Source organism: Streptomyces sp. NPDC001270 (assembly GCF_042896695.1).
Taxonomy (GTDB): Bacteria; Actinomycetota; Actinomycetes; order Streptomycetales; family Streptomycetaceae; genus Streptomyces.
Map to the genome: position 1 here is coordinate 1 of NZ_JBIAXM010000061.1, position 24,975 is coordinate 24,975.

Sequence of the window (24,975 nt, forward strand, 5' to 3'; positions counted from 1 at the left end):
CGCCGCGGAGAGTGCCTGGGCCCTACTCAAGGAGGAGATCGGCACCCGAAGCTGGCCCGACCGAGCCACCGCCCGCGCCGAGGTCTTCAACTTCACCGAGACCTTCTACAACCGCCGCCGTCTGCGGAAACACAAGACCTTCGGCTACCTCACCCCAGCCGAGACCAGACAGCGGCATCGACACATCCTCTCGACGTAGCCATCGAGTGTCCAAGATCACGGGGAAACTTCACCGGGATGTTGCCCCTCGCCGGGGCCCTGGGACCGCCACTGGGGCCGCAGGTCCGCCAGAACGTTTCGGTGATGGCTGTGAGGCCGTCTTCCGGGGTGGTGGAACCACAAGTAGATTCTGCAGAATGACGGCGAATCCGACATCGAACGCCGCACTCCCAGGGGATTTCCGTCGTGGCCCAGGCTCGACAGCGCGAGGACCACCACCAGGCAGGCGATGACGAAGCGGCCGTCGACCCGTGTCGCGATGCCGCACAGGGCCACGGCGAAGAACAGCGCGCCGAGTCCTCGGCTTCGGCAGTCATGCGGCAGATCGGCCTTCTCACCAGCTAACACACCCTCAGGATCGGGAGACATCGATGACCAACGACCCGTCCGCATACCACGCCGTCCCGTCGTCACCGGACGCCGACCGACTCCATGACGAGCAGACCGAGACCGCGGACGGCACAGCCGTCGACGGGAACATCCACGTCGGCTACTGGGACAGCGCCACGGACGACCGCTCCCTCAACCAAGCCACTGACCTGCTCACCGACCACGTGGCGGCGCGGTTGGCCGCCACACCCGGCCGGCGACTGCTGGACGTCGGCTGCGGAACCGGACGGCCCGCCCTGCGCATTGCCCGTGCTACCGGCGCCTATGTGTCGGGAATCTCGGTCAGCAACGAGGACATCGACCTCGCCCGGAGCCGGGCGGACGCCGCCGCCCTCGCCGACCGGGTGGACTTCCGATACGCGGACGCCTGCGCACTGCCCTTCGAGGCCGCGTCCTTCGACGGTGCCTGGGCGATCGAGTCCATGATGCACATCCCCGACCGGACCACCGCCCTCACCGAGATCGCCCGGACCCTGCGACCCGGCAGCCCGCTTGTCATCACCGATGTTCTGCTCCGCTCGCCGGTGACCGGGGACGCCGCGGAGACAGTCCGCCAGACGTGCCGGGCATTCGGGTCTCCCGGGTTTCCCGAACCTGCGGAGCTCCGCACCGCCGTGGACCGCGCCGGTCTGGAGGTGGTGGAGTTCAACGACATCGGAGAGCACGTCCGCCGCACCTACCAGGCGTTCGCCGATGCCTTCGCCGATGTCGCACCCTCCGCCGACGACCCCCACTACGAGTTCTTCAACTCCACGCGCTCCCTTCCCCGGTTCGGTGCGCTCCCACAGATCGGCTACGTCTTCCTGGTCGCCCGCCGCCTGTGAACGAAGCACCCGCCCGCCCGGGGGCCGGTGGTCACACCACGGGCCCCCGCCGGCAGGCGGGCCAGAGTTCGTGACCGACAGGCAGTGAACTCTTTCAGCGTTGCCTCTCCAGGGTGAGTACGGTCTTCGCGATTGACATCATTCGATTCGGGCTGCATCGCGCCTTGAGGGAGATCCGCCACCACTTGAGGAGGGCGGGGCCACGCGCCACTGCGGCCCGGGCCCGGGACAGCGCCGGTTGACGGTTCGCTGCGTCGGTACCAGGTCCCGTTGGGCGGGCGCCGGCGTGGAGTGCCCACCACGAACCCGCCCCGTTGTAGGCGCAGTCGGCCAGATACACCAGCCGGTGCGGCGGAAGCGTGCAGCGACGGTCACCCCCACGGTGACGATGAGCATGGTCAACTACTCGACCACGGCATGTGTGAGGTCGAGTACGGCAGGGACGGGGGACCAACAGAGCTCCTGTGCCGGTGGGTTGAGACTCGAACACCCCCCTCAACGGCGCGGGAGCCTTGTGCGTTGCTGCCCGCCGACCCGTCGCCCGATCGGTGGCCACTCTGAAAGAGCTCTGTGCCACCGGACCTCGGCGAGTGGCAAATCCGGCCAACATATTCCACGGCGAAACGGCCGGCGGTGGCAAAAAGAAACGATCCCTCAGGCGAAGTGCGCTGAAGAAACCCCTCACCCATCGAGCGGGCAGACCGAGACGACAGCGGCCTGCAGTTCGGTGCAGACCGCCGGGGCGCCTACGCCCGACTGGATATGCAGCACCTACCGTGTCACGGTCTCAGCATATGACTTGATGCCGTGTCAAGGAGAAGTTGAGGCGTCCGAAGCCTTGTGTGAACCCATGCGCAGCACAGGGTTCCAGGTATTATTCAGGACGGAAAATCAGGCCCGGCATCAAGCACGATTCGACAACAAGTCGGGCTGCTTGAATTTTTCTTCGAACCGTTCGACTCCTTTTCTATTTTACCCGAAGCATGGCGCACGTGAAATCTTTTACGTGCAGGTGAAACGAGGGAAGAATGGTCAGCTTATTCCGCGAGAGAAGGCGTGTGGATGCAGGTGCAGCTGGGACAGCATTCCTCACTCAGTCCCTCCAGCAGCCCTCGCCGGCCGCTGCCGCGGATTCTCCAGCCGTGCGATCCCCAGAGCCCGGTGAAAGGCTGACGTGACCGAGGCGAACGAACCCCGAAGTGTGGTGGGCGCGCTGATCCGCGACCCGTACAACCGGATCTTCGTCCAGCGCCGCTCGGCCGACCGGCGCCTCTTCCCCGGGTGCTGGGACATCGTCGGCGGAGCGGTGGAGGAAGGGGAGTCCCTCTTGGACGCGCTGCGCAGAGAGATCGCGGAGGAGACCGGGTGGCGACTGCGCCGCGTTCTGGCCCGGGTGGCACACGAGGAGTGGACGGCGGACGGACTGCGGCACGTCGAGTCGGACTACGTCGTCGAGGTGGACGGGGACCTCTCCTCGCCCGAACTCGAACGGGACAAGCATACCGAGTTCGCCTGGATCACGGCCGAGGAAGTCTCGCTGCTCGACGAGAACGCGCAGGGCAGCGGAAGCAACTTCATCAAAGACGTGGTGACCGCAGCACACGCCTGGCTCGCCGATGCTTCCGAGAAGAGCCGAAGAATTCCCTGAACCTCCTGCGACCAAGAGTCCGATCAGGATCACCACGATCCTTTCCTGGCTGCCCGCGTCATCCTCAGATCTTCTTCGAGGGGGATATTCCGCATGTCCAGTGACAGGTTGAAGAACGTGCGTCTGCGACCGCGAGTACTGGTGGTCGGATTTGCTGGACATCAAGGAAAGGAGTACCTGTCGGTCGTGCGGGAGAACGCAGATGTCGTCGGCGGCGTCGACCCCGCCCCGGCGGCCTCATCACTCGCCGACGAATGGGGATTCCCTCATTACGACGTCCTCGACGAGGCACTTGAAAAGGTCGAATTCGATGCCGCTGTGGTCACCGTGCCGCACAGTGAGCACTTCCCGGTCTGTACGGAACTCCTGGCACATGGCAGGCACGTCATCAAGGAAAAGCCGTTCGCCGTCACCGAGCAGGAAGCTCGGCAACTGATACACCTGGCGCAACGGGCCGACCGCAGCGTCTTCACCCTGTTGCAACGGAACTTCAACCCCGTCTTCCACTTCGCCCAGAAGAACCTCGCCCGGATCGGGCAGCCCTACTGGTTCTCCTACGACTACCACTTGAACCTGGCTCACCCGACCACGGGTTGGCGCGCCTCCAGGGAGCAGGCAATGGGCGGTGTGCTCCTCGACATGGGCTACCACCTCATCGATGTACTCAGCGGGCTCTTCCCCGAACCCCCTCGGGTGCATTCCGCCTTCGTGCACCAGTACCGGGAGATGCGGGATCGCCGATTGGAGGATCTCGTCAGCCTCATGTGCAGCTATCCCTCAACGGGGCTGGCCGGCTCGCTGCGCATCTCACGCCACAACCACGAGAAGATCGAACGCCTCTGCGTGCTCGGTACGGAGGGCGCGTTGAACGTCGCCCCCCAAGTCGCCACCCTGCACTCCGTCGGAGGGCTGCCGTTGGATCGCTGCGCCTGGGCAGGCCCCAAGATCGACGCCGTGCGTTCCATGATCGCCCATCATCTGGGACACCTGGACGACCGCTACTACCGCCAGGACCACCTCCGGCGTCAACTCGCCGCCGTGCGCACGATCGACGGGATCTACCGTGACCGGTTGGGCGAGCAGAACAAGCTCGCCGACCGGTGCGCCTGACCCCACCGGCGTACACGCACCGACGGGGCCCGACGCGCCGGTCCCCAGTCCCACCGCGAACACAGGAAGGACACATGGCCATCGCCGAACAACTCGCCCTCCTTGGAGGCACGCCCGTCATCGAACAGCCGCTGCCGCACGAAGTCTGGCCGCCCCCCGCCGGCGAGGCCGAGCTGTCGGAACTGGCCGAGCAGCGGAACACCGACATCTCCATCAAGGGCAACAGCGGTCCCATCGGCCGGCTTGAGGCAGACTTCCTCGCCTTCCTGAACGGCGGAGCGCGCTTCGCGGTCACCTTCAACTCCGGTACCAGCGCCCTCTTCGCCGCCTACTTCGCACTCGGTGTGCGCGAAGGTGTGGACGTCGTGGGACCGGCACTCACCTACCATGCGGCGCTGAGCCCCGTCTTCGCGCTCCGCGGTGACGTGGTCTTGGCCGACATCGACCCCGACACCCGCGGTCTGGACCCGAAAGCACTTCAGGCGGCGCTCACCGAACACACCAAGGTCATCACAGTCGTCCACCAGTGGGGCCACCCCTGCGACATGGACGCGATCCTGCGCATCGCCGAGCGACACGGGCTGCGCGTTCTGGAGGACTGCTCACACGCCCACGGCAGCCGCTACAAGGGCAGGCCCGTCGGCACCTTCGGCGACGCCGCGGTCTTCTCCCTCCAGGCCAACAAGGCCGTCTACGCGGGCGAGGGCGGCATCCTCGTCACGAGCGACCCCCAGGTGCACGACCGCGCCACTCTCCTCGGGCACTACCGGGACCGCTCCCGGGACGCCGTCCTCGACGAGGACCTGCGGGCGCACTGGGTCACCGGTTTCGGGCTGAAGCTGCGCATGTCGCCGTTCAACGCCATCGTCGCCCGGCACGCGCTCGCGGCGTTCCCGGCACGCAAGGAGGCCCGGCACCGCTGTCTGCGCCACCTCGGCGGGCAACTCGGCGACGTGGCCTATCTGGAGCCGGTGCACGTGGCCGACCACGTCGACATGGGCGCCTGGTACGGCTACAAACCGCTCTACCGGCCCGAGGCTCTGGGCGGTGTCCCCCGCGCCGTCCTCATCAAGGCGCTGCGCGCCGAAGGCATGGAGGTGGGCGCCCCCTCCGGCCCCCGGCTGTCGACCCTGCCGCTCTACGCCCGCCAGGAGAACCCCCTCTTCCCCGGCACGTCGAAAAAGGGCATCGCCCCGGAGAGCGGCTCGCACGCGGAACACGTCGAGCAGCACGCGCTGTCCCTGCCCACCTTCACCAACTGGCCCGAGGACAAGACGCTCATCGACCAGTACGCGGAAGCCTTCCGCAAGATCGGTCGTCACCGCGGAGCGCTCGTGCGGTACGCGTCCGGCCCGACCCGATGACCCGCACCCCCGGAGAGGCAGAGACGATGACTGTCAAGGAGTCCCCCGAGTCCGTGGCCCAGGTCCTCCAGCACGCCCTCGTGGGTGACGACCTGCCGGACTCCTTCACCCTGCTGGGGCGGGAATGGAGCCTGCACCGAGGCGTCTTCCCCAGCACCCTGAGCGCCGCCACCGAGGTGATGGCCTCGATGGTGCCCTATCCCGTGGGCGGCTCGTTCCTGGAGGTCGGCTGCGGCACGGGTGTCATCTCCGTGACCGCCGCCCTCAACGGCTGCACATCCGTCACCGCGCTGGACATCAACGACAAGGCAGTGGCCAACACGGCCGCCAACGCCGAACGGCACAGTGTGAGCGACCGGGTGCGCGTCCTCCACAGCGACATGTACACGGCGCTCGAACCCACGGACCGCTTCGACACCATTTTCTGGAACGTGCCCTGGACCTATGTGGAGGACGACTTCTCGCTCTCCACCGATCTGCACTCCGCCGTCTTCGACCCGGGCTACCAGGGCCAGGCCCGGTACATCGCCGGCGCCCATGAACACCTGGCCGACGGCGGCAGGCTGCTGCTGGGCACGGCCGACCTCGGGGACAGTGAACGGCTCGACGCCATCGCGGAGGAAGCCGGCATGCGGGTCGAACTGCTGCGCCGCGTGCGCCGGATCGAGGAGGTCCGGGTCATGGAGTACCACATGCTCGAACTGCACGCGAAGTAGTCCGGCGGCCCGTGGCGCCACGGGCCGAGCCCCCGAAACCCACGAGGTGTGCAGTGAGGCGCCCCATGTCACGACAGGCCGATCTCGAACTGGCCCTGCAACTCGGCGACATCGCCGACAGCATCACCAGCCGTCGCTTCCAGGCCCTGGACCTGAGGATCCGGGAGAAGCCGGACCGTACGCCCGTGACCGACGCGGACACCGCAGTCGAGACGGCCGTACGCGAGGCACTGAAATCCGCCCGCCCCGACGACGCCTTCGCCGGGGAGGAGACCGGCGGCTCCGTCGCAGCCGGGCGCACCTGGATGGTAGACCCCATCGACGGCACCAAGAACTTCCTGCGCGGGATACCGGTCTGGGCCACCCTGATCGCCCTGCTGGAGGACGGTCGGCCCACCGTCGGAGTTGTCAGTGCCCCCGCCCTGCACAGTCGTTGGTGGGCGGCGGCCGAACGGGGCGCCTGGCTGCGACGCGGCCCGGCCGGCAGCACCCCCCTGCCCTTGCGAGTGTCCGGCAACACCAGTCTCGCCAACGCCTACCTCTCCACCACCAGCACACGCACCTGGGACGCATTCCACTCACGTGCGGCATATCTGCGCCTGGCCGAAGAGTGCTGGGAGGACCGTGCCTTCGGGGACTTCCTCCAGCACTGCATGGTCGCCGAAGGAACCCTCGACATCGCTGCCGAACCGGTCGTGAACCCCTGGGACATCGCCGCCGTACAGATCCTCGTGGCGGAAGCCGGCGGTGTCTGCACCGATCTCCTGGGCGCCTCGCCCCACAACGGCACCGGCGCCCTGTCCGCCAACCCACAGTTGCACCAGCTCGCCCGGAAAGTCCTCTCGGCGGCAGCCGATCCCGGCGCCGTCTGATCCCGGCATCCCACTGTCAGGTCGGAAATTCGCAGAGAATTCGCAGAGAAACGGACCATCATGCTGATTCTTTCCCTCAAGGAAGGCCATGACGGGGCAATCGCGGCCGTCGAGGACGGAAAGCTGCTCTTCTCTCTGGAGGCGGAGAAGGACTCGTTCGTCCGCTACAGTACGCTGACCGCCGAGGTGTTCGCCGTAGCGGCGGACCGGCTGGACAAACAGCCGGACGTCGTCGCCGTGAGCGGCTGGATCAAGGGGACCCAGGCCACCGACCAGCCCTCGCGTGCCGGGTACTTCGGTGTGGGCGAATCCGCGATTTCGGACGAGGCCGGCCGGTTCTTCGGGAAGAACGTGCGCGTCTTCTCCTCCACGCACGAGCGCTCTCATATCATGACGTCCTACGGAATGTCTGCATTTCGTCGGGACCAGCCCTTCTACAGCCTGGTGTGGGAGGGGAACATCGGCTCGTTCTACCGAATCGACGAGCACGGCAAGGTGACCCATCTCCAGGAGGTGCTCAACTACCCGGGGAACAAGTACTCCTACGGCTTCGCACTCGCCGACCCCAAGTACAGCGCGCACGAGGAATTCGTCCGCTTCCAGGACGCGGGCAAGCAGATGGCATTGGCCGGATTCGCCGAGGACCGGCCGCCCACCCCGGCGGAGCAGGAAGTCATCGACTTCGTACTCGGTCAGAGGGAGGTCATCACCGGCAGCCTGAAGGACCGGATGACCGATTCCCCCTACTACAACATCGGCGTGGAAACGGGCGCGTACAAGAACCTCGCCGCCCGCTTGTCGGACGCCATCTTCGACCGGTTCCACGCATACGCCCGGGAGCATTTGACGGAGGGCCTCCCGCTGCTCATCTCCGGCGGCTGCGGGCTCAACTGCGAGTGGAATCGCCGTTGGCGCGAGTGCGGGCTCTTCCCCGCGGTCTTCGTCCCGCCGTGCCCCAACGACAGCGGCTCCGCGATCGGGACCGCCATCGACGCCCAGCACTTCTACACCGGGTCGGCCGGCCTGGACTGGGACGTCTACGCGGGCGGCGAATTCGTCGAGGACCTGCCCTTTGACCCCCAGCGGTACGAGATCCGGCCACTGCACCACGGCGAGGTCGCCCGCTACCTCCGCGACGGAAACATCATCGGCTGGGCGCGGGGCCGCTGGGAGATCGGCCCCCGCGCGCTCGGGAACCGGTCGATCCTCGCCGCTCCCTTCACCGAGGAGACGATGGGCAGGCTCAACAAGATCAAGCAGCGCGAGGGCTACCGCCCCATCGCCCCGATCTGTCTGGAGCAGGACGCGGGCCGCTGGTTCGGCGGCGGGGTCCCCGATCCCTACATGCTGTACTTCAGCCAGGTCGAGTCCGGCGAACTGCGGGCGGTGACGCACGTCGACGGAACGGCCCGCACTCAGACCGTCGACCCGACGGCGAACCCGGGAATGGCCGAACTGCTGACCTCCTTCGGCGAATTGACCGGGTTCACCGTCCTCTGCAACACCTCGCTCAACTACTCGGGGCGCGGGTTCATCAACCGCACCAGCGACCTGATGGCCTACGGCGAACTCCACGGGCTGGACGGATACGTCGTGAACGACACCTTCATCACCCCGCGACGATGACGCCGCCGTGACAGTCGCTGGCGCCGACCTCTCCGAGAACGCCATCGGAATACGCCTCCTTGACCAGGCGAAAGAGACCTACCCGACCATCGCGAAAAGCTGGATCGACACCGGCTTCAAAAACGCCGTCGTCGAGCACGGGGCCCGCCTCGGAATCGACGTTGAAGTCGTCAGCCGCAACCCAGAAAAGCGCGGCTTCCATGCTGCACTCATGGAGTCTGTTGCTCTGCTGTCTCGGTGGTCTGGGTCCAGACGCGGCGGCTGTACCAGCCTGGCGGACGGGTGCGGCGTTCGCGGAGTTCGGTGAGTTCTCGCTGGTCGGCGTGGGCGATGAGCCGGTGGGGCCAGCAGGTCTCCCGGCGGGTGGTGATCCGGCCGCGGTTGATCCAGGCGTAGAGGGTGGAGGTGTTCATGCCCAGCTCGGCGGCGAGGTGCTTGAGCCACCACTCGTTGGGGCCGGGTTCCTCGCCGGGTGGTGCGGGGCGGTGGCGGTGGGCGCGGCCTGCGGGGCAGTCGAGGCGGCGCATGAGGTCGCGGACAGTGGCTGCGGGATGCGTTTGCCGCCCTTCGCGGGCCGGAGGCCCTCGGCTTCCAGCTGGTCGGCGATCCGGCTGGCACCGATGTCCTGGCCTGCGAGTTCACGAATCCGATCGATCAACTGAGGATAGTATCTGAGCTGTTCCAGTCGTTGGACCGGACGAATGACCTCTCCCGCCGTGGTGATCCCGCCGGCTCAGATGATCACGACCTTCACCCGCTCGCTGGTGCCGAGCACGGTAACGATGACCTTGTCGACGACCGCGCGGACGATCTCCTTGCGGTCTGTCGTCGTGGTGCTGTTCGCGCGCCACAAACCCCCGATGTCGCCTGCCAGAGCCGTGATGGTCTGCCGCTCGGCCGCAGTAAGGGCGTGCGGACTGGTGCGAGCGAAGCGGTCGTACTCCTCCTGTAGTCGTTGCTGGGCGGCGAGTGCCTCCTCCCACTCCGTCTCCAGGTGGCGCACGACCAGGCGGTTCTCCAGTTCGGCAAGGTGGTGACTGCGGCAGGGCCCGGTTGGCTTCCTGCGCGGCGCGTTCCAGCCGCTGCGGCCATAGCCGTTCCAGCTCGGACCGCTCGGACAGGACCTGGTCGGCCGCGTGCAGGGACACTTCGACGGCGGCGGGCGTCAGCGCTGCGAGGGCCTGGTGTTCGACGAAGGCGTCCACGCAGGCGGAGTTGAGCAGCTGGCAGCTCTTGTCCGGACCGTAGTTGGTCACGTCCCGGGCGCACACGTATTCGGACAGGGCCTTGCTGTGCTGGGTGTGGTAGCGCACGGTCATGCGCCGGTTGCAGCGTCCGCAGTGGACCAGCCCTGCCGCGGGCGCGGGGCCGCCCCGGACCGCGCCCATGGCTTCGGCACGGGCGCGGTCGGCAGTCAGCTTCGCCTCATTCGCCTCGAACTGGGCGATGGTGATGTAGGCGGGCAGGACGTTCGGGATCATCACATGCCATCCGCCCCGGGAGCGGGCGACCCGCCCGGTGCCCGGCCGGGCCGGGTGCTGACGGCGCGGGTCGACCCGGCGCCGCCCGTAGGCATAGATGCCGGCATAGGCTGGATTGTGCAGCAGGGTCTGCAGCGTCATCCGGTTCGGCCTGCGCCATTCCAGAGTGCCCTTGTCCGGCTCCTCCCGCAGCCGGATACCCAACCGGCTGTCGTTCTCGACGGGATAGCGCAGGACCCCATGCAACGTGCCGAGCCGCTCGAACTGCGCGAAGAGCAGGCGGATGACGCTCTGCACCTGCTCGTCCGGATCAAACGCGAGCTGCCGGGACGGGCGGCGGACATAGCCGCTGGGCAGGGGGAAGGCCAGCTCGCCGCGGCGGGCCTTGTTCAGGCACCCGCTCCACATCCGCTGCCTGATCAAGTGGCGTTCGGCCTCGCTCATCGTGCCCTTGAACCCCAGCAGCAGCCGGTCGATGTACTCGGCCAGGTCGTAGTGAACCGCCCCGGGTTTGATGGAGACATCGAAGACCCGGAAGGATCCTGTTCATGGCTGCTCCTCGTAAGTACCCCGATGAACTCCGCGAGCGCGCGACGAGGCTGGCTGTGGAGGCCCGCAAGGACCCTGCCGCACGTGCTGGCGCGATCAGGCGTATCGCCGATCAGCTCGATGTGCATCCCGAGGCACTGCGGACCTGGGTCAAGCGTGCCGAGACGGACGAGGGGCTGCGCGAGGGGACCACGAGCCAGGACGCGGCCCGTATCGCCGAGCTGGAACGCGAGGTGAAGGAGCTGCGTCGTGCCAACGCGATCCTGAAGTCGGCGTCGGCTTTCTTCGCGGCGGAGCTGGACCGTCCACAGCGATGAAGGTCGCCCACATCGACCAGTACAAGGAGGAGTTCGGCGTCCAGCCGATCTGCGACGCCTTGCGGGGCACCGACGCCGAGATCGCACCGAGCACCTACTACGCCGCCCACGCCCGTCCGGAAGCGGCCCGCGCCGCCCGCGACCGGGACCTCACGGAGGAGATCGCCCAGATCCACGCCGACAACTACGGTGTCTACGGCGCCCGCAAGGTGCACGCCGCGCTCCTGCGGCGCGGGTGGACGGTGGCCCGCTGCACCGTGGAACGCCTCATGCGCGCCGCCGGCCTGCGCGGGGTGATCCGCGCGAAGAGCCCGCGTTCCACCCGGCCCGCCCCTGAGACCTCACGGCCCGCCGACCTGGTCGAGCGCCAGTTCACCGCCCACACGCCGAACCAGCTGTGGGTCGCTGACATCACCTACATCCGCACCTTCTCCGGCTGGGTCTACGCCGCCTTCGTCATCGACGTCTTCTCCCGCATGGTCGTCGGCCGGCAGGTCTCCACGTCTCTGTACACCGACCTCGCCCTGGACGCTCTGGAAATGGCCATATGGAAGCGCCGCCACACCGGCGGCAACCTGACCGGTCTGGTCCACCACTCCGACCGCGACGTGCAATACCGAGCCATCCGCTACACCGAACACCTCGAACAAGCCGACGCCGTCGCCTCGGTCGGTTCCAGGGGCGACTCTTACGACGTGCCCGTCCCCGGCTGGTGGCGTTGACTTCCTTCGCGCAGCAGTCGATGACGGTCGCGAGATACAACCAGCCCTCACCGGTCTGAATGTAAGTGATGTCACCGACGAGCTTTTCACCCGGGGTGTCGACAGTGAAGTTCCGGCCGACGAGATCGGGCACCGAGCCCGCCGCGGCCTGAGTCAGGCTGAGCCGCTTCGGGCGGGGCCAGCAGGGCATCAGGCCCAGCTCACGCATGAGCTGGCGCACCAGCTCCAGGCCGGCGGCGTGGCCCCAGCCTGCCAGCTGGCTCCCAGATCCGCGAGCGTGCTTCGGCCCGGGCCGACCCGATCGCGCTGATCGCCTTCGGCCCTGCGGCGGCGAGGGTGTCGATGAGCTGGGAGACGGTGGGGGCCGACGCCACGGGGCCGGGCGGATCCTCGCCGTGGACGCCCAGGGCCTCGACATCTCGCTGATCGGGTTGGCATCACCCGGCACCCGAACGCTGGCCGCGGACGACGCCTTGCGGTTTGGCTGGGGGCCGTCGAGAGCGCTTCTTCACCGGTTCATCGGTCTGCCCATCGGACGGTTGAGTCGGCCTCGTCGCTCGTCGCGAGCCGTCGCCGGCACAAGAGTCCACAGGCGAGTGGGACGCAGGCGCCGTGGAGGTCGTCGAGGCGTTATTCCCGGCTGATGGCGAGGTGCTTGAACTGGTGGAGTGGGGCGGAGGTCTGCTCCATGACGTAGCGGACCTGGCGAGGCCGATGGTGTCCGGGGCACAGCGCAGGTTCATGGGAAGATCGGCACTGTGAGGTCCAGCGAGACAGGTGCCGCATCCACGCGAATAGCGGGTATCGGTGCGGGAGGTGTGGTTGCTCGCCCGGCGCTGTTCGGGCGACTGGGCGAGGCGGCCCGGGTGACGGCGGTGTCGGCGTCGGCGGGGAGCGGCAAAACGATGCTGCTCCGATCGTGGCTGTCCGCGGCGGGCCTGGCCGAATGCACGGCGTGGGTGTCGGTGGGGCGGGATGAGCGGGATCCGCAGCGCTTCTGGCTTGGCGTCGTGGATGCGCTGCGCCGGACTAGGGCGGGCTCGGCGCTGGTCGGGACCCTCACGGCGGCTCCGGACCTGGACGGGTGGACGATCGTGGAGCGGCTGATCGCGGACCTGGCCCCGCTGCAGGACCGGAACTACCTGGTGATCGACGACGTGCACGAGCTGGCCCCGGAGGCGCTGCAACAACTGCAACTGCTCATCATGCGGGCGTCGCCTCAGCTGCGTTTCGTGTTGGCCACGCGGCACGACGTGCGCCTGGGCCTGCACCAACTGCGGCTGGAAGGCGAGCTCGCCGAGATCCGCGATCCGGATCTGCGGTTCACCCTGGCCGAAACCGAGGAGCTGTTCAGAGCGGCGGGGCTGGCGCTGCCGGGGCCTGCGGTTGCAGTGCTGCACGAGCGGACCGAGGGCTGGGCAGCGGGGCTTCGGCTGGCCGCGCTATCCCTGGCGGGGCACGCGGACCCGGACCAGCGGCTGGCGGCCGAGTTCTCCGGCAGTGAGCGGACGGTGGCCGAGTACCTGTTGGCCGAGGTGCTGGATCGGCAGAGCGAGCAGGTGCGGGGGCTGCTGCTGCGCACCAGCATCCTGGAGCGGGTCAACGGCGATCTCGCGGATCTGCTGACCGGGGGCGAGGGCGGAGAGCGGGTGCTGCAGGATCTGGAGGCCGCGAACGCGTTCGTGGTCTCGCTGGACACCTCGCGGACCTGGTTCCGCTATCACCAGCTGTTCGCGGACCTGCTGCGGCTACAACTGCGGCGCACCCGCCCCGGCGAGGTCGTGGCACTGCACCGGGCCGCCGCCGACTGGCTGGCGGGCCGGGGCATGGCGGTGGAGGCGATTCGGCACGCCCAGGCCGCACGGGACTGGGGGCTGGCTGCCAGACTGCTCGCCGACCAGTGGCCCGGCCTGTACCTGGACGGGAAGACCGCCGTCATCCACGGGCTTCTCGCCGGATTCCCCACCGAGTACCGCACGGCGGACGCGGAGCTGGCGGCGGTGGCCGCGGCCGACGAGCTGGCCGGCGGGTCGCCGGCGGCGGCGGAACGGTACCTGTGCCTGGCGGAGCGGGCGCTGGCGTCGGAGGGTCGGCTGGGGCAGGCGCAGCTGCTGGTGGGGATCGTCCGGCTGCTGATCGCCCGCTGGCACGGGAGCCTGGCGGCGGTGACCGAGCAGGCGCAGCGGCTGCAGGACGCGGCGGAGGCGGCCGAGACGACGCAGCCCGGCCTGGGCGAGGAATTGCGTGCGCTGGCGCTGATCAGCCTGGGCAGCACCGAATTCTGGATGGCCAGGTTCCAGGAGGCCGTGCGGCACCTGGAGCAGGGCGTCGCGCTCGCGCGCCGGATCGCGCGGCCTTACCTGGAGTTCACCGGCCTTGTTTACCAGGCGACTCTCGAGTTCTTCCGATCGGTCCCGTCGGCACTGGAGCACAGCAGGCAGGCAGCCGAGCTGGCCGAACGGCACGGCTGGGCCGAGGGGCCGGCCTTCGGCCTGGCGAGCATGAACGTCGGGACCATCCTGGCCTGGCAGGGGCGGCCGGAGGAGAGCGAACCTTGGATGCAGCAGGCCGAGCGCACCCTCCGGGCGGAGACCGAGCCCGCGGACGCGCTGGCGATCCGCTCCCTGCGCGGAGTGCTGGCGCTGGCGCGCGGCCGGGACGCCGACGCGCTGGCCGCCTTCCAAGCCGCCGACCAGGTGGCCGAGCGCCTGACCGAACCGAACCTGATGGTCCACGGGAACCGGTCCTTCCTCGTGCAGACCCTTGTCCGCCTCGGTGAGACCGACCGTGCCGAGCAGGTCCTGGCCGGTCTCTCCGACCAGGACCGCGATGGCGGGCAGATGCGTCTGGGCCTGGCAACCCTGCGGCTCGCCCAAGACGATCCGCAGGCGGCGGTCGCCGCGCTCGCGCCGGTGCTCGACGGCTCCGCGCAGCTGCCCTGGCCGGGCTGGCTGGCCCAGGCGTTCCTGCTGGAGGCGATCGCCCGTGCTGCGCTCGGTGATCCCCGCGCCGCCGCCGGAGCCCTGGAGCGCGCGCTGGACCTGACCGAACCCGACGGAGTGCTGCTGTGGTTCCTCCTGCACCCGGTGCCGGAGCTGCTGGAGAGCCTCCCCGGGCACCGCACCGCCCACGCTGCCCTGATCGCCGAGATCCTCGGCCTGCTCGCCGGTCACCAGCCCGCGCCGTCGACCGCCGGGCCGTCGCCGCTCGCCGAGCCGCTCAGCCGAAGCGAGCTGCGGGTACTGCGCTACCTGCCGACCAACCTGACCACGCCGGAAATCGCCGGCCAGCTGAAAGTCTCGCCCAACACCGTCAAAGTGCACGTGCGCCACTTGTACGCCAAGCTCGGCGCCCACCGCCGCGCCGAGGCCGTCGCCCGAGCCCGCGACCTGGGCCTGCTTGCGCCCGGCACCCGCTGAGCGGTTCTCGAGGACGTACCCGTCGGCGAGCGCCATCGCGCTATTACCCGGATCGGGTGACGCTCGATAACCCGACCGGACCGTAATTTGCGGTGAGGCGAGCGCACCGTCCTCATCGACACCGGAGCGCCTCGGGTAGCGCACGCCGTTTCCCCGCTTAGGGCGCCCACCGTAAGAGATAGAGAGTCTGACTTGACTGCCAGCAGGCCCACGCAAACCTTCGTCCTCGTTCCCGGCGCATGGCTGGGGGACTGGAGCTGGTACCCGGTGGCTCGCCAACTCACCGAGCGCGGCTACCCGACTCTGGCGCTGAGCATGCCCGGACTGACCTACAACGGCTCGCCAGCCGGGCTCCGGCTGGCCGACGCGGTCGACCACGTGGTGAGCGAAGTCGAGAGCCGCGATCTCACCGATGTTGTCCTGGTCTGCCACAGCTGGGGCGGATACCCGGTCACCGGCGCGGCCCACCGGCTCGCGGGCCGCGTCGCAAAGGTGATCTACTTCGCCGCGGTGGTCCCCGAGCAGGGCACGCCCATGATCGATGAGAACGAGCAGTACGCCGCGATGATTCGGCAGGCTATCGCAGCGACTCCCGACGGCACCGTCCCCGTCGGCCTCGACGCGGTCGAGGGCGTGCTCATGCCCGGAGACCCCACGCCGCTGCAGAAGCTTGTCAGCCAACTGCTGCTGCCGCAGCCGGGCGGCTATATGACGGACAGCCTCGACGTGCCCCCGGTCACAAAGATCGGGCTGGACGCGGCTTATGTGCAGTGTGCCGACGACATAGCCCTGGCCCGGCCCGGTGCCGAGTTCGCAGCTCGGCTCGGCGTCGAGCCCGCGGTCATCCCGGGCAATCACATGACGCTGCTGACTGATCCGGCCATCGTGGCCGACGCCCTCATCAGCGCTCTGGAATCCCGCCAGTGAGCAGTACCGGCTGAAGGCGCTCATCCGAAGGCGATGTCGTCATGACACAGCGGTCAGCCGCAAGGTTCTCCGATCTCTCCCGACGTGCTGGGCCGGCTGCTCCCGCCCGGTGATCCGGATTGGGATACTGCCCGGCAGACATGGAACTTGCGTGCAGACCAGCAGCGGCCGGCCGCCGCCGTGGAGCCCACGGGGGCCGACGACATCGCCACGAAGGCCGCGCTCGCATCTCGCCACGGGCTGCGGATCACGGCGCAGTGCACCGAGGCCGCCCGCGCCACGGCCCGAACAGCACCGTGTCCCAGGACACGGGCCTCTGCGGCCATCAGTAACCGTCGCTACCGCTCATTCAGATGCGGGAACAACATCGCGAACTTCACGGCGAGTTGGGTACGGATTTCGTCCGGGATGCGTATACCACACCAACGAGCCTTGAGGCGGGAAGCAACACCTTGATGATCTGCAAGCTCTCAGCTTAAGCGTACGTCCAGCAGTCCGGACGTCATCGCAGCTCAGAAGGGATGTGAACGATGTAACCGGACGTCAGGCTCAGGGCAGCCAGCCGGTGCAAGTCCGGTCCGGGGAGATGCCAGGGTCCTCGGTAGCTGACGTCCGGCGTCGCTCGAAAGGGTGGCGTCGAACTGGAGTGACAAGCACCCTCCGGGGGTGTACAACCGGCCGGTTCGCAACATGAGTGAAGCCTGCAGCGACGTCATTTCACCCCCGCCCGCGGGCGGGCCAAGGAGGAGCCGAGCCTGTGCTTGTTCGGCGAAGGCCATGGAAGGCGATCTTGGACCTGGAGCGGTCGCCGAAGAACCTCTCGGCGTAAGGGGCGTTCGAGGGCCCAGGCGTACTCTGCGGCTTCCCGGCACCGATCACCACCACGATGTATGGCGCTTGCTGAAGCGGGGCCCGCAGTCTCTTTCAGGGCCTCGACGGGCCGGGGTGGGCCTGGCGGTGCCCCGCTTCACTGCCCATTAGGGTGTGCAGATCTTTAATTCGTGGCTTTCTGTTCGGTGGTTCGTTGATCTGGTATGAGCGGGTTGGAAGGGCAACGGGCCGTGCTGGCAGCTAAGTTCGAAGCGATTCTGCCGCACCTCAATGAGCGGCAACGTCGTCTGTTGATAGGGGCGGAGGCCCAGTCTCCCGGTCACGGCGGGATCAGAGCAGTCGCCCGTGCCGCCGGTGTCCGTGAAGCCACTGTGTCTGCTGGAGTGCGGGAACTCGACTCCGGACAGGCTCCGCTGGGACGGGTCCGCCGGCCCGGCGCCGGCCGCAAACGCATCGTCGACCGCAACCCTGCTGTTCGGGAGGCACTCCTCATGCTGGTGCAGCTGACCCGGCAGGGCCACAAGATCTCCGCGGACACGGTGGGCGATCTCCTGCGCGAGGAGGGCTTCAGCCTGCAGAGCAACGCCAAGACCCTCGAAGGCAAGCAGCACCCCGACCGGGACGCACAGTTCCATTACCTCAACGAGCAGGCCCGCGACCACCAGGACGGCGGGGCCCCGGTGATCAATGTGGACACGAAGAAGAAGGAAGTGCGACACGATGCTGCACGAGATGAGTGAATGCGCTGGTCAGGGGCCCGACGGCTGACGTCGGCAGCGTATTCCTGGCCAGTACTCAGGGCCAGTCCCCACCCCGACGTGCGGTGCCGGTAACGGCGTGGTGCGGAGCTCGGGCCTTGACCCCTGCTGCGAGACAGACCTGCAAGTTCGTAGCTGTTGTCTTTCCGATCTTGAGAGACACGCCTCGAACAGGAGTCTCGATCGGGTGGTCGTAGCGCGCCTGGCGCATATGGACAGGGCCTCCTGAACAACTCGTTGGTGTCGAATCACCGAGCAGCAGGAGGCCCTGGTGCAGCAGTCTTCCGTGTCCATGGTCGGGCGGTCCAGCTCGGTCACCTGGCAGTGTGTGACTGTCTGGCTCACCGGTTCGGAAACGCCGCCGACAACGGGTCCCGGCGGCCGCGTTACCCGACAGACATGACGGGTCCGGACTGAGTGGCCGACCAGCCGTTGCTGCCGGTTCCGGGCTGGCTGCGTGGTCGCGGTGGCCGGCCCGAGGCGTACTGCCACCGGGCCGCGCTCGACGCGATCCGCAACCTGGTGGACAACGGGCAATGCCGTTGCTTGAGCTACTGAAGTATCGCGGGCGTAAGGGTGATGACCTTCTCCGGCACCCGTCGTGTGCCTCGCCTGACCTGGTCTTTCTTGCGCACGATGTACTGCGAGACCGGATGACGGGTGTAGACGCCCACGAGCAGGGCTCTCACGTCACAGTCGCCGTACGACGCCGTGACCGACACCGACGACACCGCCCGCGACCACACCATCGACAAAATCTACCCGCGCATCGCCGAGACGGGCACTACCAAGGACGTCCCGTCCGCCCTCGCCGACGCGAGCTGAGGCCCGCGCTGCGAGAACGCCGCGAGAACAGCCACCCGGCTGCCGTCCTGGCCGCCTCCGTCGGCGGCCGGAGCGACGGCGTACCCCAGCCCCGCCTGCGAAGGAGCCGACTGCCTGGAGCGCGTCGGATCACCCGTCGTTCTGGTGACCAGCAGCACCCTCACGTCGCCCTCCGGCGCGCGCGGGACGCGCCCGCGCGGCCTGATCGGCGAGTTGCCGACCGTGTGTTCCTTCGGGACCTCACCGGGTTTCCTGGAGGATCGTCACGGCGACGGGGGCTGGACGTAGGCGACGCAGGAGTGGTGTCCGTCAGAAGATCGCCAGCGGATTGACCGGGACGCCGGTCAGGCCGTGGATGCGTAGCGGTGCCACCGTGAGCAGGAAGGCGTAGCGGTTCGACTCCGCGCAGACAGCGGCCAGTTCCGTCAGCTCCGCGACGTCGATCAGGGGCATGCCCAGCAGCGGCAGAGCGACACGGTGCAGCGGTCCGGGAACGGCGGGATCCAGCGGCGGGTGGGCGTCGCCGAGGCCGCCGGCGTACAGGGACACGCCGCGCCGGTGCATCCACCGCACCGCATCCAGGCTGATGCCCGGCATCGGCCTTGCGGGGTCGATGGCGTAGACCCACCCGCAGCGCACCACCAGGGCGTCCCCGGACTCCAGCCGTACGCCCTGGCGGGCCTCGGCCGCTTCGAAGTCCGCCGAGGTGATCGGGTGCCCCATGGGCAGCGGGCCGTCGGAGGCCAGGTCGAGCAGGACACCCCGGGTGGCGATCCCGGCGGCGAAGGCCGCCGTGGAACCGTGCAGCACGCCGGCCGGTGTCACGCTCTGGGCGAGGGGACGACCCGGGTAGACCCGGCCGTCCACGATCTGGTGCCCCAGGGCGTCGAGGTGGGTCGAGCGCACGTGGTGGTTGGCCACCAGCATCATGCCGCCGTCGCGGGTGCGCCCCCGGTGTACTGCATCAACTGCTGGACCGGCGAGACGTCGCGGGTGGTGGGCGCGAAGGGCCCGCTGACGAGCGGTGCCGGCTGGATCGGCTGGGCCAGCGAGACCGCTCGCCCGGTACGGGCCTCCGCGGCGCCCCTGGCCCGGGCCTCCTCGGTGATCAGGTTGAGCGTGCCCAGCTCGTCGTCCGCACCCCATCGGCCCCAATTGCTCGGGAACTCCGGCTCGTTGGCCGATCCGGTGACGTCGTTCTGCGGTTCCGTACCCATGGCGGCGAACCTACCGGAACGGGCCGAGCGCCCTTCTTGGGGGCCCCTCGTACCGTCGAGTCCGTGATACCAGAGAAGCAGAGGTTCATGGGTCCAAGCAACGGAAGTACGAGGCCGGCACACCACCCACCCGGGACGGTTCAGCCGAGGTCACTCTTTGGGGAAGTGGCGGCCTCGACGTAGCCGCCGCCCCGTCGCCAGCTGTGCATGATCCGCGGCCACTTCAGCGGCCCCGACGTACGAAATTATCGTTCTGGGCGAGCCATCGGCGTCCACCGCGCTGCCTACACCGCACATCGCGATTGACAAACACGACTAGGAATGTCAAGTTCGTCTACGTCAATCCAAATGTGGAGGTGGCTGGTTTGTCCTCGTGGACTCTTGGTGACGTTCCTGATCAGCACGGCAGGTCAGTGATCATCACCGGCGGCAGTACAGGCTTGGGTTTCCAGGCTGCGTCGATGTTCGCCGACAAGGGCGCGGACGTCCTGATCGCCTGTCGCGACGCCGCCAAGGCGGCCGCGGCGGTCGATCAGATCCGGGCGCGCCGCCCAGCCGGAACCGTACGAGCCGGCTCGCTCGACCTCGCCGACCTCGACTCCGTGCAGGAGTTCGCACGCGAAGTCCTGGCGGGCCAGGAGCGCCTGGATGTGCTGGTCAACAACGCCGGCGTGATGTGGACGCCGCTGGCCCGTACGAAGCAGGACTTCGAGTTGCAGTTCGGCACCAACCATCTCGGACATTTCGCACTCACCGGCCTCCTGCTTCCCCTGCTGCTGCGCACTCCCAACGCCAGGGTGACGACCGTGACGAGCCTGGCGCAGACACAAGGACGCATCGACTTCGCCGACCTGAACTGGCACACCCGCCCGTACTCGACGGGAGCCGCGTACGGGCAGAGCAAACTGGCGAACATGATGTTCGTCCTCGAACTCGACCGCCGACTGCGCGCCGCCACCCTCGCCCTGACCGCAACGGCATCTCATCCCGGCTGGGCCAGCACCGAACTGACCCGCCACTCACCCGCCCTCCTCCAGCAGGTGAGCCCATGGCTCGGCATGCGCCCGGACAAAGGCGCTCTGACCACGATGCGCGCTGCCACCGACGCCGACGCGCCCAGCGGAAGCTTCTGGGGACCCCGCCACTTCTTCGAGACCAAAGGCCATCCAGGCCCGGCACGGATCATCCGGCGCGCGCGTGACACCGCGGTCGCTGCCCGCCTGTGGGACGAGAGCACCCGGCTGACCGGAGTCGAGTATCACTGGGCCGCGACGGCCAGTCAGGCCGGCTGACCATGCCGGACACTCCGCAGCCTGCCGGGCGGCGCGACGGTATCGTCCACGCGGCCGTCGGCGTCTTCCTGCGTTTCGGGCCCCGCAAAACCTCGATGGACGATGTGGCCCGCGCCGCAGACATTTCCCGGCAGGGTCTCTACCTGCACTTCAAGACCAAGAACGCCCTCTTCCGGGCGGTCGTGGCCCAGATGCTCGACGACCTGCGCTCAACGACCTGGCAGGCACTCGGCCGAGGCGATCTCACCGTCGAGGAGCGCCTGGCCGGAGCATTCGAGGCATTCCACGCCGTCACCATCGAGATCGTCGAACGGGGGACCTACGCCGAGATGCTGCGGGCAGCACAAGCCTTCGCCGCGGCCCCGATGAGCCGGCTCGAACAAGACCTCGTCACCGACGTCGCCACTCTGCTGACGCAGAACGGGCACGCCAAAGCATGGGAAGCGGCCGGGGTACCCGCCGCCGACATCGCCCAGCACCTCTTCGACGCCTCGGCCGGAGCCAAGTACGAGTCGGCGACGCTCGACGAATACCGCCGACGACTGCGCGTCTCCGTACGCGTCGTCACACGCCAATAGGGCTCCCACCCCTTCACCACTGACCCCGCCCATCCTGGTCACGCGGACGGCACGCCACCGAGGCGCCACAGGGCGGCCGTGGCCTGGTACTGCGTCAGCAGCACCAGGGCCGCCTTCGACGTCTTGTAGTCGAAGGCATGTTCCAGAGCGGGGAAGTACTCCAGCATCTGAGCCCGAAGCCGGTTGATCATCCTGGTGTGTTCGGCGGCCAGGTCCAGGCGGCGCGAGGTGAGGATCCGCAGGCCGACGGGGGCACCGACGAAACTCCCGCACGGCGTCGACGAAGTCGCTGGCAGATGGCACAGCTCGACGACGTGGGTCGCCGCGAGCGACGGGAAATGATCTCCGGCAGCGTGGGAAGCGAGTAGCGCGCGAAGGTGCATCGTCCCTGGTCACCGAGTTTCGTCGGTGCACCCGACGGCGATATCGTCGCCCCGGTGCACGGGTACGAGGTCGCGGCGCATGCGGGCCTGGTCAGCGATGACGAAGGCGTCCTTGGCGTCGCTCTTGCCGTCGCCCCGGTAGGAGCCGGAGGCGTGGTGGACGGTGCGGCCAGGGATGCAGCGGACCTGCTGGCCGTTGTCGGTCAGCAGCGCGATCATCAGCACGGCCCCGCCAGCGTTCAGATCGATCGCCCAGGTCACCGGGTCGCCTTCGCCGAGCTCCAACACGCCGGCGATCAGCTTGAGCAGAGCGGTCTCTTCGTTGTCCACACGCCGCGACAGCTTCCGCTTGCCGTCGGCATCGATCACCGTGCAGTGATGCGCGGCCTTGCCCGCATCCGTACCGGCCCACAGTACGGGCACGGCCACCTCCGAAGTCGTATCCGTTCACAATCCAGCAGATAACCTCGCCAGCTGTCCTTACCAAGCGATCTTGTGCCGCGCATCCCAATGAGTGGGCGGGGCCGAGAACCTGCGCGACTACGCCACCGGCAACGTCTTGGGCGTGGCGATCCGGCGCTGGCAGCCGGCTGCCCGCAGGGTCGCACCCGAGCAGATCGGCAAGCCCGCCGGGGCATACCAGGGTCAGGAGGCGGCGGATGGTGGAGCTCGACGGTGCGCGGCGCACGCCCAGCGGGCCGGCGGCGCGCACGCCGAGGCGGGCGAGTCGTATCCAGGGGCGCGTGGCGGGCCCACTGGCCCACGGCCAGATAGGAGCGAGCCCCGGCCAGCACCGCGCAGCAGGCGGTGAGCAGGACCGATACCAGCGAATGGCGCCGTCCCCGCCGATCTCGCGGATCGCGAAGAACGGCCAGCCGTTCGGCGACACCGCCAACGCCGCGCTGGGCGGCAGTGGGCGACTTGGTCAGGCAGACAGTGGCAGACTGGCGGCACATCGAAGGTCCGGACGGGCAGGGCGACTTGGGAAGGTCACCCCGTCAACCGGAGCTTCGATGTGTTCGTGACGGCCTCCCGCAGGATCGTCACACCACAGCGACCTGCACGTTTCATGATCCCCAGGACTTTGAATCAACCCTGCCCCAGCCGCTTGTGCCACACGTCCGCACCCTCGACACCCGTATCCGCTTCCCTCTTCACCCGGTAGATCATGCTCTACCCGAAGCCAAGACTTCGTTCATTTATCCCGGTCATGCACGGCACCACGCCCGCAGTTGGAGCCAGTAACAACAACTCTGCCTTCGTGACAAGTACCGCGCTTCGGCTCAGGATTGCTTTATATTGATCAGAAACCCATGGGGTTCTTGTCCTGTCCGGGCACAGCTCATAAAGCCTGGACTCGTGGCGGAAAACCATGAGTCCATGGGATCCGCGCGGGTCGGATCGGCTTGTCGGGGAAGCGGAGGAGGCCGTCCATGTCCAGGCGTCGCATACGGATTCCGAGTGGCCGGCTGTGCGCGGGCGTCGTGGTCGGAGTCGCTGTGGGGCTGCTGACGCTGTGGCTGCTCATGCTCCTCGGGCGCGCTCTCTACACCAGGAGCGGCGCGTGGGGGTTCCTCCTGATCGCGGGGGCTGGCATCGTCGTGGGCTGTGCCGTCGCGTTCGCGCGCAGGGGCGCCGAGATCGGGGCCTCGTGGGGACTGCTGGCCGCGATCGCGGCCATGTTCTTCTGCGCGATGCACATGGAGTACCTCGCTTCCAACGCCCTGCACGACCGGGGCCGGGAGGTCTACGGCCTCATACAGAAGGAGACCGGCTACACCATGCCCAACCCGAGCGACGGCAGCCCCGGCGTGTACACCTACGCCGTCTCCTCCCCGGGAAACCCCCGACAGCGTGATCTGTCCGTCACGGCAAGGGAGTTGGAGGTCGGCAAGGAGTACCTGATGACCATCGACCCGCAGAGCAAAGTGCGCCCTGCCCTCGGCCCGAGGCCCGGCACAGACGTCGCCGACCTCGTCTGGCAGATCATCTGCGCGGTCTTCATCATGTTCCTCTGGCTCGCCGCCGCCGTCGTGGGCTTCGAACCGGACGAATTCGTCTGGTGACGCGCATGGGCACGGGCGGCGAACCGTGGACGATCGCTCCGGTCGGTCACCCGGTCACCCGGCGAGGGGGCGGCGGCCCGCACGTCCGCTACGTCCTGGACGAGAACCCCATGAGTTCCTGATCAATAACAGGCCCGGAATTCGTCCGTGTCAGAACTGGAAATCTATGGACTGGACGTGCGTGAAATCCGCGCGCAGGCCATCGGCGCGGGTGCCCCATTCCGTGAAATACGACTGGGTGATGGCCTCCGCGACGATCGGATGCAGATCCTCCTCCGTCGCTCCGGCTTCCTGTAGCTCCAGAATCTGCTTCGCGTAGATGGGTGAGATCGGGGTGGTGATGGTGCGGAGGCGGCCGTCGTCCGAGCTGCCCGAGCACGTGAATCCGAAGTACGCCGCCACCTCCACCATCATGCCGCTGGAGGTGGAAGCCTGCTCGCGTGCACGTGCCCTGACTTGCGGTTGCCACTCGGATTCGGTCGCCTCCACCAGGGCGGCCTGCAGCCGCTTCTGCGGCTTCTTCAGCTTCGCGGCGCGGTAGCGCTCGATCGTGCGGGTCGAGGTGCCCACACGCTCCGCCAGGCTCCTCGCCGACTCCTTCATTCGCGTGAGGAGGAATTTCACCTGTGCATTTGCGGACTTCGGCGCGGGCCGGGTGAAGACCTTCCGCTCCGCTCGTGCGAGGGCCTCCAGGACCTTGCCGCGGCTGGGGGCCGGCTGCTGCTGCTCGTGGTCGCTCATGCCTCCTAGTGTCCTGAGTCTCGGAAGGGCCGCATATCTAGGATTTGGGGTTCGGTAGGCGGTTCAGATAGCCGGCGAGGCGTTCGAAGATGTCGTCGGC

General features: G+C 68.0%; 22 protein-coding genes and 6 pseudogenes. 18 read left to right on the forward strand and 10 right to left on the reverse strand.

The annotated features are described in order from the left end of the window. Both ACFY2B_RS44085 and ACFY2B_RS44090 read left to right on the forward strand, forming a co-directional pair. Positions 1 to 199: pseudogene (locus ACFY2B_RS44085) on the forward strand (IS3 family transposase); the annotation flags it as partial. Between the two features lie 391 nt (positions 200 to 590). Continuing rightward, positions 591 to 1,433, forward strand: a complete 843-nt coding sequence (locus ACFY2B_RS44090; protein WP_390768700.1) for a class I SAM-dependent methyltransferase — start codon at positions 591 to 593, stop codon at positions 1,431 to 1,433. A gap of 94 nt (positions 1,434 to 1,527) precedes the next feature. On the opposite strand, the pseudogene ACFY2B_RS44095 reads toward ACFY2B_RS44090, so the two are convergent. Continuing rightward, positions 1,528 to 1,767 (reverse strand): annotated as a pseudogene (locus ACFY2B_RS44095) (IS5/IS1182 family transposase); the annotation flags it as partial. A gap of 840 nt (positions 1,768 to 2,607) precedes the next feature. On the opposite strand from ACFY2B_RS44095, the gene ACFY2B_RS44100 reads away from it, so the two are divergent. The 7 genes and pseudogenes from ACFY2B_RS44100 to ACFY2B_RS44130 all read left to right on the forward strand — a co-directional run. After that, the gene (locus tag ACFY2B_RS44100; RefSeq protein WP_390768701.1) at positions 2,608 to 3,081 is read left to right on the forward strand and encodes an NUDIX hydrolase; all 474 of its coding nucleotides are present in this window, start codon (positions 2,608 to 2,610) and stop codon (positions 3,079 to 3,081) included. 93 nt (positions 3,082 to 3,174) lie between these two features. After that, a complete protein-coding gene (locus tag ACFY2B_RS44105; protein WP_390768702.1) occupies positions 3,175 to 4,191 on the forward strand; it encodes a Gfo/Idh/MocA family protein in 1,017 nt (338 codons plus the stop codon). Between the two features lie 74 nt (positions 4,192 to 4,265). After that, positions 4,266 to 5,555, forward strand: coding sequence for a DegT/DnrJ/EryC1/StrS family aminotransferase (locus ACFY2B_RS44110; RefSeq protein ID WP_390768703.1), 1,290 nt, complete (start codon positions 4,266 to 4,268; stop codon positions 5,553 to 5,555). Positions 5,556 to 5,581: 26 nt separating this feature from the next. Continuing rightward, on the forward strand, positions 5,582 to 6,271 hold the full coding sequence (locus ACFY2B_RS44115) for a methyltransferase (RefSeq protein WP_390768704.1): 690 nt from the start codon (positions 5,582 to 5,584) through the stop codon (positions 6,269 to 6,271). 65 nt (positions 6,272 to 6,336) lie between these two features. Next, a complete protein-coding gene (gene hisN / locus ACFY2B_RS44120; protein WP_390768705.1) occupies positions 6,337 to 7,143 on the forward strand; it encodes a histidinol-phosphatase in 807 nt (268 codons plus the stop codon). 60 nt (positions 7,144 to 7,203) lie between these two features. After that, positions 7,204 to 8,769 carry a carbamoyltransferase C-terminal domain-containing protein gene (locus tag ACFY2B_RS44125; protein ID WP_376529569.1) on the forward strand — a complete coding sequence of 522 codons (1,566 nt, stop codon included), beginning with the start codon at positions 7,204 to 7,206 and terminating at the stop codon, positions 8,767 to 8,769. 4 nt (positions 8,770 to 8,773) lie between these two features. Further along, positions 8,774 to 8,971, forward strand: a pseudogene (locus tag ACFY2B_RS44130) (IS5/IS1182 family transposase); the annotation flags it as partial. 7 nt (positions 8,972 to 8,978) lie between these two features. On the opposite strand, the gene ACFY2B_RS44135 reads toward ACFY2B_RS44130, so the two are convergent. Both ACFY2B_RS44135 and ACFY2B_RS44140 read right to left on the reverse strand, forming a co-directional pair. Then, complete coding sequence (locus tag ACFY2B_RS44135; RefSeq protein ID WP_390768706.1) at positions 8,979 to 9,296, reverse strand: hypothetical protein; 318 nt, start codon at positions 9,294 to 9,296, stop codon at positions 8,979 to 8,981. A 111-nt stretch (positions 9,297 to 9,407) separates the two neighbouring features. Beyond that, positions 9,408 to 10,694, reverse strand: coding sequence for a recombinase zinc beta ribbon domain-containing protein (locus ACFY2B_RS44140; protein WP_390768707.1), 1,287 nt, complete (start codon positions 10,692 to 10,694; stop codon positions 9,408 to 9,410). Positions 10,695 to 10,798: 104 nt separating this feature from the next. On the opposite strand from ACFY2B_RS44140, the gene ACFY2B_RS44145 reads away from it, so the two are divergent. Next, entirely contained in the window at positions 10,799 to 11,116 is a 318-nt protein-coding gene (locus ACFY2B_RS44145) for a transposase (protein ID WP_390768708.1), read from the forward strand. Next, complete coding sequence (locus ACFY2B_RS44150; protein ID WP_390768709.1) at positions 11,113 to 11,838, forward strand: IS3 family transposase; 726 nt, start codon at positions 11,113 to 11,115, stop codon at positions 11,836 to 11,838. The genes ACFY2B_RS44145 and ACFY2B_RS44150 overlap by 4 nt, the downstream gene beginning before the upstream one ends. A 239-nt stretch (positions 11,839 to 12,077) precedes the next feature. On the opposite strand, the pseudogene ACFY2B_RS44155 reads toward ACFY2B_RS44150, so the two are convergent. Then, positions 12,078 to 12,218: pseudogene (locus tag ACFY2B_RS44155) on the reverse strand (IS1380 family transposase); the annotation flags it as partial. Between the two features lie 525 nt (positions 12,219 to 12,743). Between ACFY2B_RS44155 and ACFY2B_RS44160 the strand changes: the two are divergent. From ACFY2B_RS44160 to ACFY2B_RS44170, 3 genes and pseudogenes are all read left to right on the forward strand, one after another. Further along, on the forward strand, positions 12,744 to 15,257 hold the full coding sequence (locus ACFY2B_RS44160; protein WP_390768710.1) for a LuxR C-terminal-related transcriptional regulator: 2,514 nt from the start codon (positions 12,744 to 12,746) through the stop codon (positions 15,255 to 15,257). Positions 15,258 to 15,449: 192 nt separating this feature from the next. Next, positions 15,450 to 16,184 carry an alpha/beta fold hydrolase gene (locus ACFY2B_RS44165; protein ID WP_390768711.1) on the forward strand — a complete coding sequence of 245 codons (735 nt, stop codon included), beginning with the start codon at positions 15,450 to 15,452 and terminating at the stop codon, positions 16,182 to 16,184. 1,034 nt (positions 16,185 to 17,218) lie between these two features. Beyond that, a pseudogene (locus ACFY2B_RS44170) lies at positions 17,219 to 17,728 on the forward strand (ISAzo13 family transposase); the annotation flags it as partial. Positions 17,729 to 18,907: 1,179 nt separating this feature from the next. Here the strand turns inward: ACFY2B_RS44170 and ACFY2B_RS44175 are convergent. Both ACFY2B_RS44175 and ACFY2B_RS44180 read right to left on the reverse strand, forming a co-directional pair. Next, entirely contained in the window at positions 18,908 to 19,519 is a 612-nt protein-coding gene (locus tag ACFY2B_RS44175) for a cyclase family protein (RefSeq protein WP_390768712.1), read from the reverse strand. Positions 19,520 to 19,524: 5 nt separating this feature from the next. Beyond that, a complete protein-coding gene (locus ACFY2B_RS44180) occupies positions 19,525 to 19,815 on the reverse strand; it encodes a hypothetical protein (protein ID WP_390768713.1) in 291 nt (96 codons plus the stop codon). A gap of 356 nt (positions 19,816 to 20,171) precedes the next feature. Between ACFY2B_RS44180 and ACFY2B_RS44185 the strand changes: the two genes are divergently transcribed. Both ACFY2B_RS44185 and ACFY2B_RS44190 read left to right on the forward strand, forming a co-directional pair. Then, positions 20,172 to 21,107: an oxidoreductase gene (locus ACFY2B_RS44185; RefSeq protein ID WP_390768714.1), complete on the forward strand. Its 936-nt coding sequence runs from the start codon at positions 20,172 to 20,174 to the stop codon at positions 21,105 to 21,107. Positions 21,108 to 21,109: 2 nt separating this feature from the next. Then, positions 21,110 to 21,685 carry a TetR/AcrR family transcriptional regulator gene (locus tag ACFY2B_RS44190; RefSeq protein ID WP_390768715.1) on the forward strand — a complete coding sequence of 192 codons (576 nt, stop codon included), beginning with the start codon at positions 21,110 to 21,112 and terminating at the stop codon, positions 21,683 to 21,685. A gap of 38 nt (positions 21,686 to 21,723) precedes the next feature. Here ACFY2B_RS44190 and ACFY2B_RS44195 read toward each other — a convergent pair whose 3' ends face one another. The 3 genes and pseudogenes from ACFY2B_RS44195 to ACFY2B_RS44205 all read right to left on the reverse strand — a co-directional run bounded on the left by ACFY2B_RS44195 (position 21,724) and on the right by ACFY2B_RS44205 (position 23,024). Continuing rightward, positions 21,724 to 22,068 carry a hypothetical protein gene (locus ACFY2B_RS44195; RefSeq protein WP_390768716.1) on the reverse strand — a complete coding sequence of 115 codons (345 nt, stop codon included), beginning with the start codon at positions 22,066 to 22,068 and terminating at the stop codon, positions 21,724 to 21,726. Between the two features lie 36 nt (positions 22,069 to 22,104). Continuing rightward, positions 22,105 to 22,497, reverse strand: a pseudogene (locus ACFY2B_RS44200) (IS110 family transposase); the annotation flags it as partial. Then, on the reverse strand, positions 22,434 to 23,024 hold the full coding sequence (locus ACFY2B_RS44205; protein WP_390768717.1) for a transposase family protein: 591 nt from the start codon (positions 23,022 to 23,024) through the stop codon (positions 22,434 to 22,436). The gene ACFY2B_RS44205 and the pseudogene ACFY2B_RS44200, both read right to left, overlap by 64 nt. Positions 23,025 to 23,501: 477 nt before the next feature. On the opposite strand from ACFY2B_RS44205, the gene ACFY2B_RS44210 reads away from it, so the two are divergent. Further along, positions 23,502 to 24,134, forward strand: coding sequence for a hypothetical protein (locus ACFY2B_RS44210; RefSeq protein ID WP_390768718.1), 633 nt, complete (start codon positions 23,502 to 23,504; stop codon positions 24,132 to 24,134). After that, entirely contained in the window at positions 24,131 to 24,256 is a 126-nt protein-coding gene (locus tag ACFY2B_RS44215; RefSeq protein ID WP_390768719.1) for a hypothetical protein, read from the forward strand. The genes ACFY2B_RS44210 and ACFY2B_RS44215 overlap by 4 nt, the downstream gene beginning before the upstream one ends. 28 nt (positions 24,257 to 24,284) lie before the next feature. On the opposite strand, the gene tpg is transcribed toward ACFY2B_RS44215, so the two are convergent. Beyond that, positions 24,285 to 24,875, reverse strand: a complete 591-nt coding sequence (gene tpg, locus ACFY2B_RS44220; RefSeq protein ID WP_390768720.1) for a telomere-protecting terminal protein Tpg — start codon at positions 24,873 to 24,875, stop codon at positions 24,285 to 24,287. Positions 24,876 to 24,975: the final 100 nt, after the last annotated feature.

What these genes read in the sequence shown, in the direction of transcription:
- ACFY2B_RS44090 (WP_390768700.1), top strand. Translation starts at nt 591, where the DNA reads ATGACCAACGACCCGTCCGCATACCACGCCGTCCCGTCGTCACCGGAC.
- ACFY2B_RS44105 (WP_390768702.1), top strand. Translation starts at nt 3,175, where the DNA reads ATGTCCAGTGACAGGTTGAAGAACGTGCGTCTGCGACCGCGAGTACTG.
- ACFY2B_RS44110 (WP_390768703.1), top strand. Translation starts at nt 4,266, where the DNA reads ATGGCCATCGCCGAACAACTCGCCCTCCTTGGAGGCACGCCCGTCATC.
- ACFY2B_RS44115 (WP_390768704.1), top strand. Translation starts at nt 5,582, where the DNA reads ATGACTGTCAAGGAGTCCCCCGAGTCCGTGGCCCAGGTCCTCCAGCAC.
- hisN (WP_390768705.1), top strand. Translation starts at nt 6,337, where the DNA reads ATGTCACGACAGGCCGATCTCGAACTGGCCCTGCAACTCGGCGACATC.
- ACFY2B_RS44125 (WP_376529569.1), top strand. Translation starts at nt 7,204, where the DNA reads ATGCTGATTCTTTCCCTCAAGGAAGGCCATGACGGGGCAATCGCGGCC.
- ACFY2B_RS44135 (WP_390768706.1), bottom strand. Translation starts at nt 9,296, where the DNA reads ATGCGCCGCCTCGACTGCCCCGCAGGCCGCGCCCACCGCCACCGCCCC.
- ACFY2B_RS44140 (WP_390768707.1), bottom strand. Translation starts at nt 10,694, where the DNA reads ATGAGCGAGGCCGAACGCCACTTGATCAGGCAGCGGATGTGGAGCGGG.
- ACFY2B_RS44145 (WP_390768708.1), top strand. Translation starts at nt 10,799, where the DNA reads ATGGCTGCTCCTCGTAAGTACCCCGATGAACTCCGCGAGCGCGCGACG.
- ACFY2B_RS44150 (WP_390768709.1), top strand. Translation starts at nt 11,113, where the DNA reads ATGAAGGTCGCCCACATCGACCAGTACAAGGAGGAGTTCGGCGTCCAG.
- ACFY2B_RS44160 (WP_390768710.1), top strand. Translation starts at nt 12,744, where the DNA reads ATGCTGCTCCGATCGTGGCTGTCCGCGGCGGGCCTGGCCGAATGCACG.
- ACFY2B_RS44180 (WP_390768713.1), bottom strand. Translation starts at nt 19,815, where the DNA reads ATGGGTACGGAACCGCAGAACGACGTCACCGGATCGGCCAACGAGCCG.
- ACFY2B_RS44190 (WP_390768715.1), top strand. Translation starts at nt 21,110, where the DNA reads ATGCCGGACACTCCGCAGCCTGCCGGGCGGCGCGACGGTATCGTCCAC.
- ACFY2B_RS44195 (WP_390768716.1), bottom strand. Translation starts at nt 22,068, where the DNA reads ATGCACCTTCGCGCGCTACTCGCTTCCCACGCTGCCGGAGATCATTTC.
- ACFY2B_RS44205 (WP_390768717.1), bottom strand. Translation starts at nt 23,024, where the DNA reads ATGTGCCGCCAGTCTGCCACTGTCTGCCTGACCAAGTCGCCCACTGCC.
- ACFY2B_RS44210 (WP_390768718.1), top strand. Translation starts at nt 23,502, where the DNA reads ATGTCCAGGCGTCGCATACGGATTCCGAGTGGCCGGCTGTGCGCGGGC.
- tpg (WP_390768720.1), bottom strand. Translation starts at nt 24,875, where the DNA reads ATGAGCGACCACGAGCAGCAGCAGCCGGCCCCCAGCCGCGGCAAGGTC.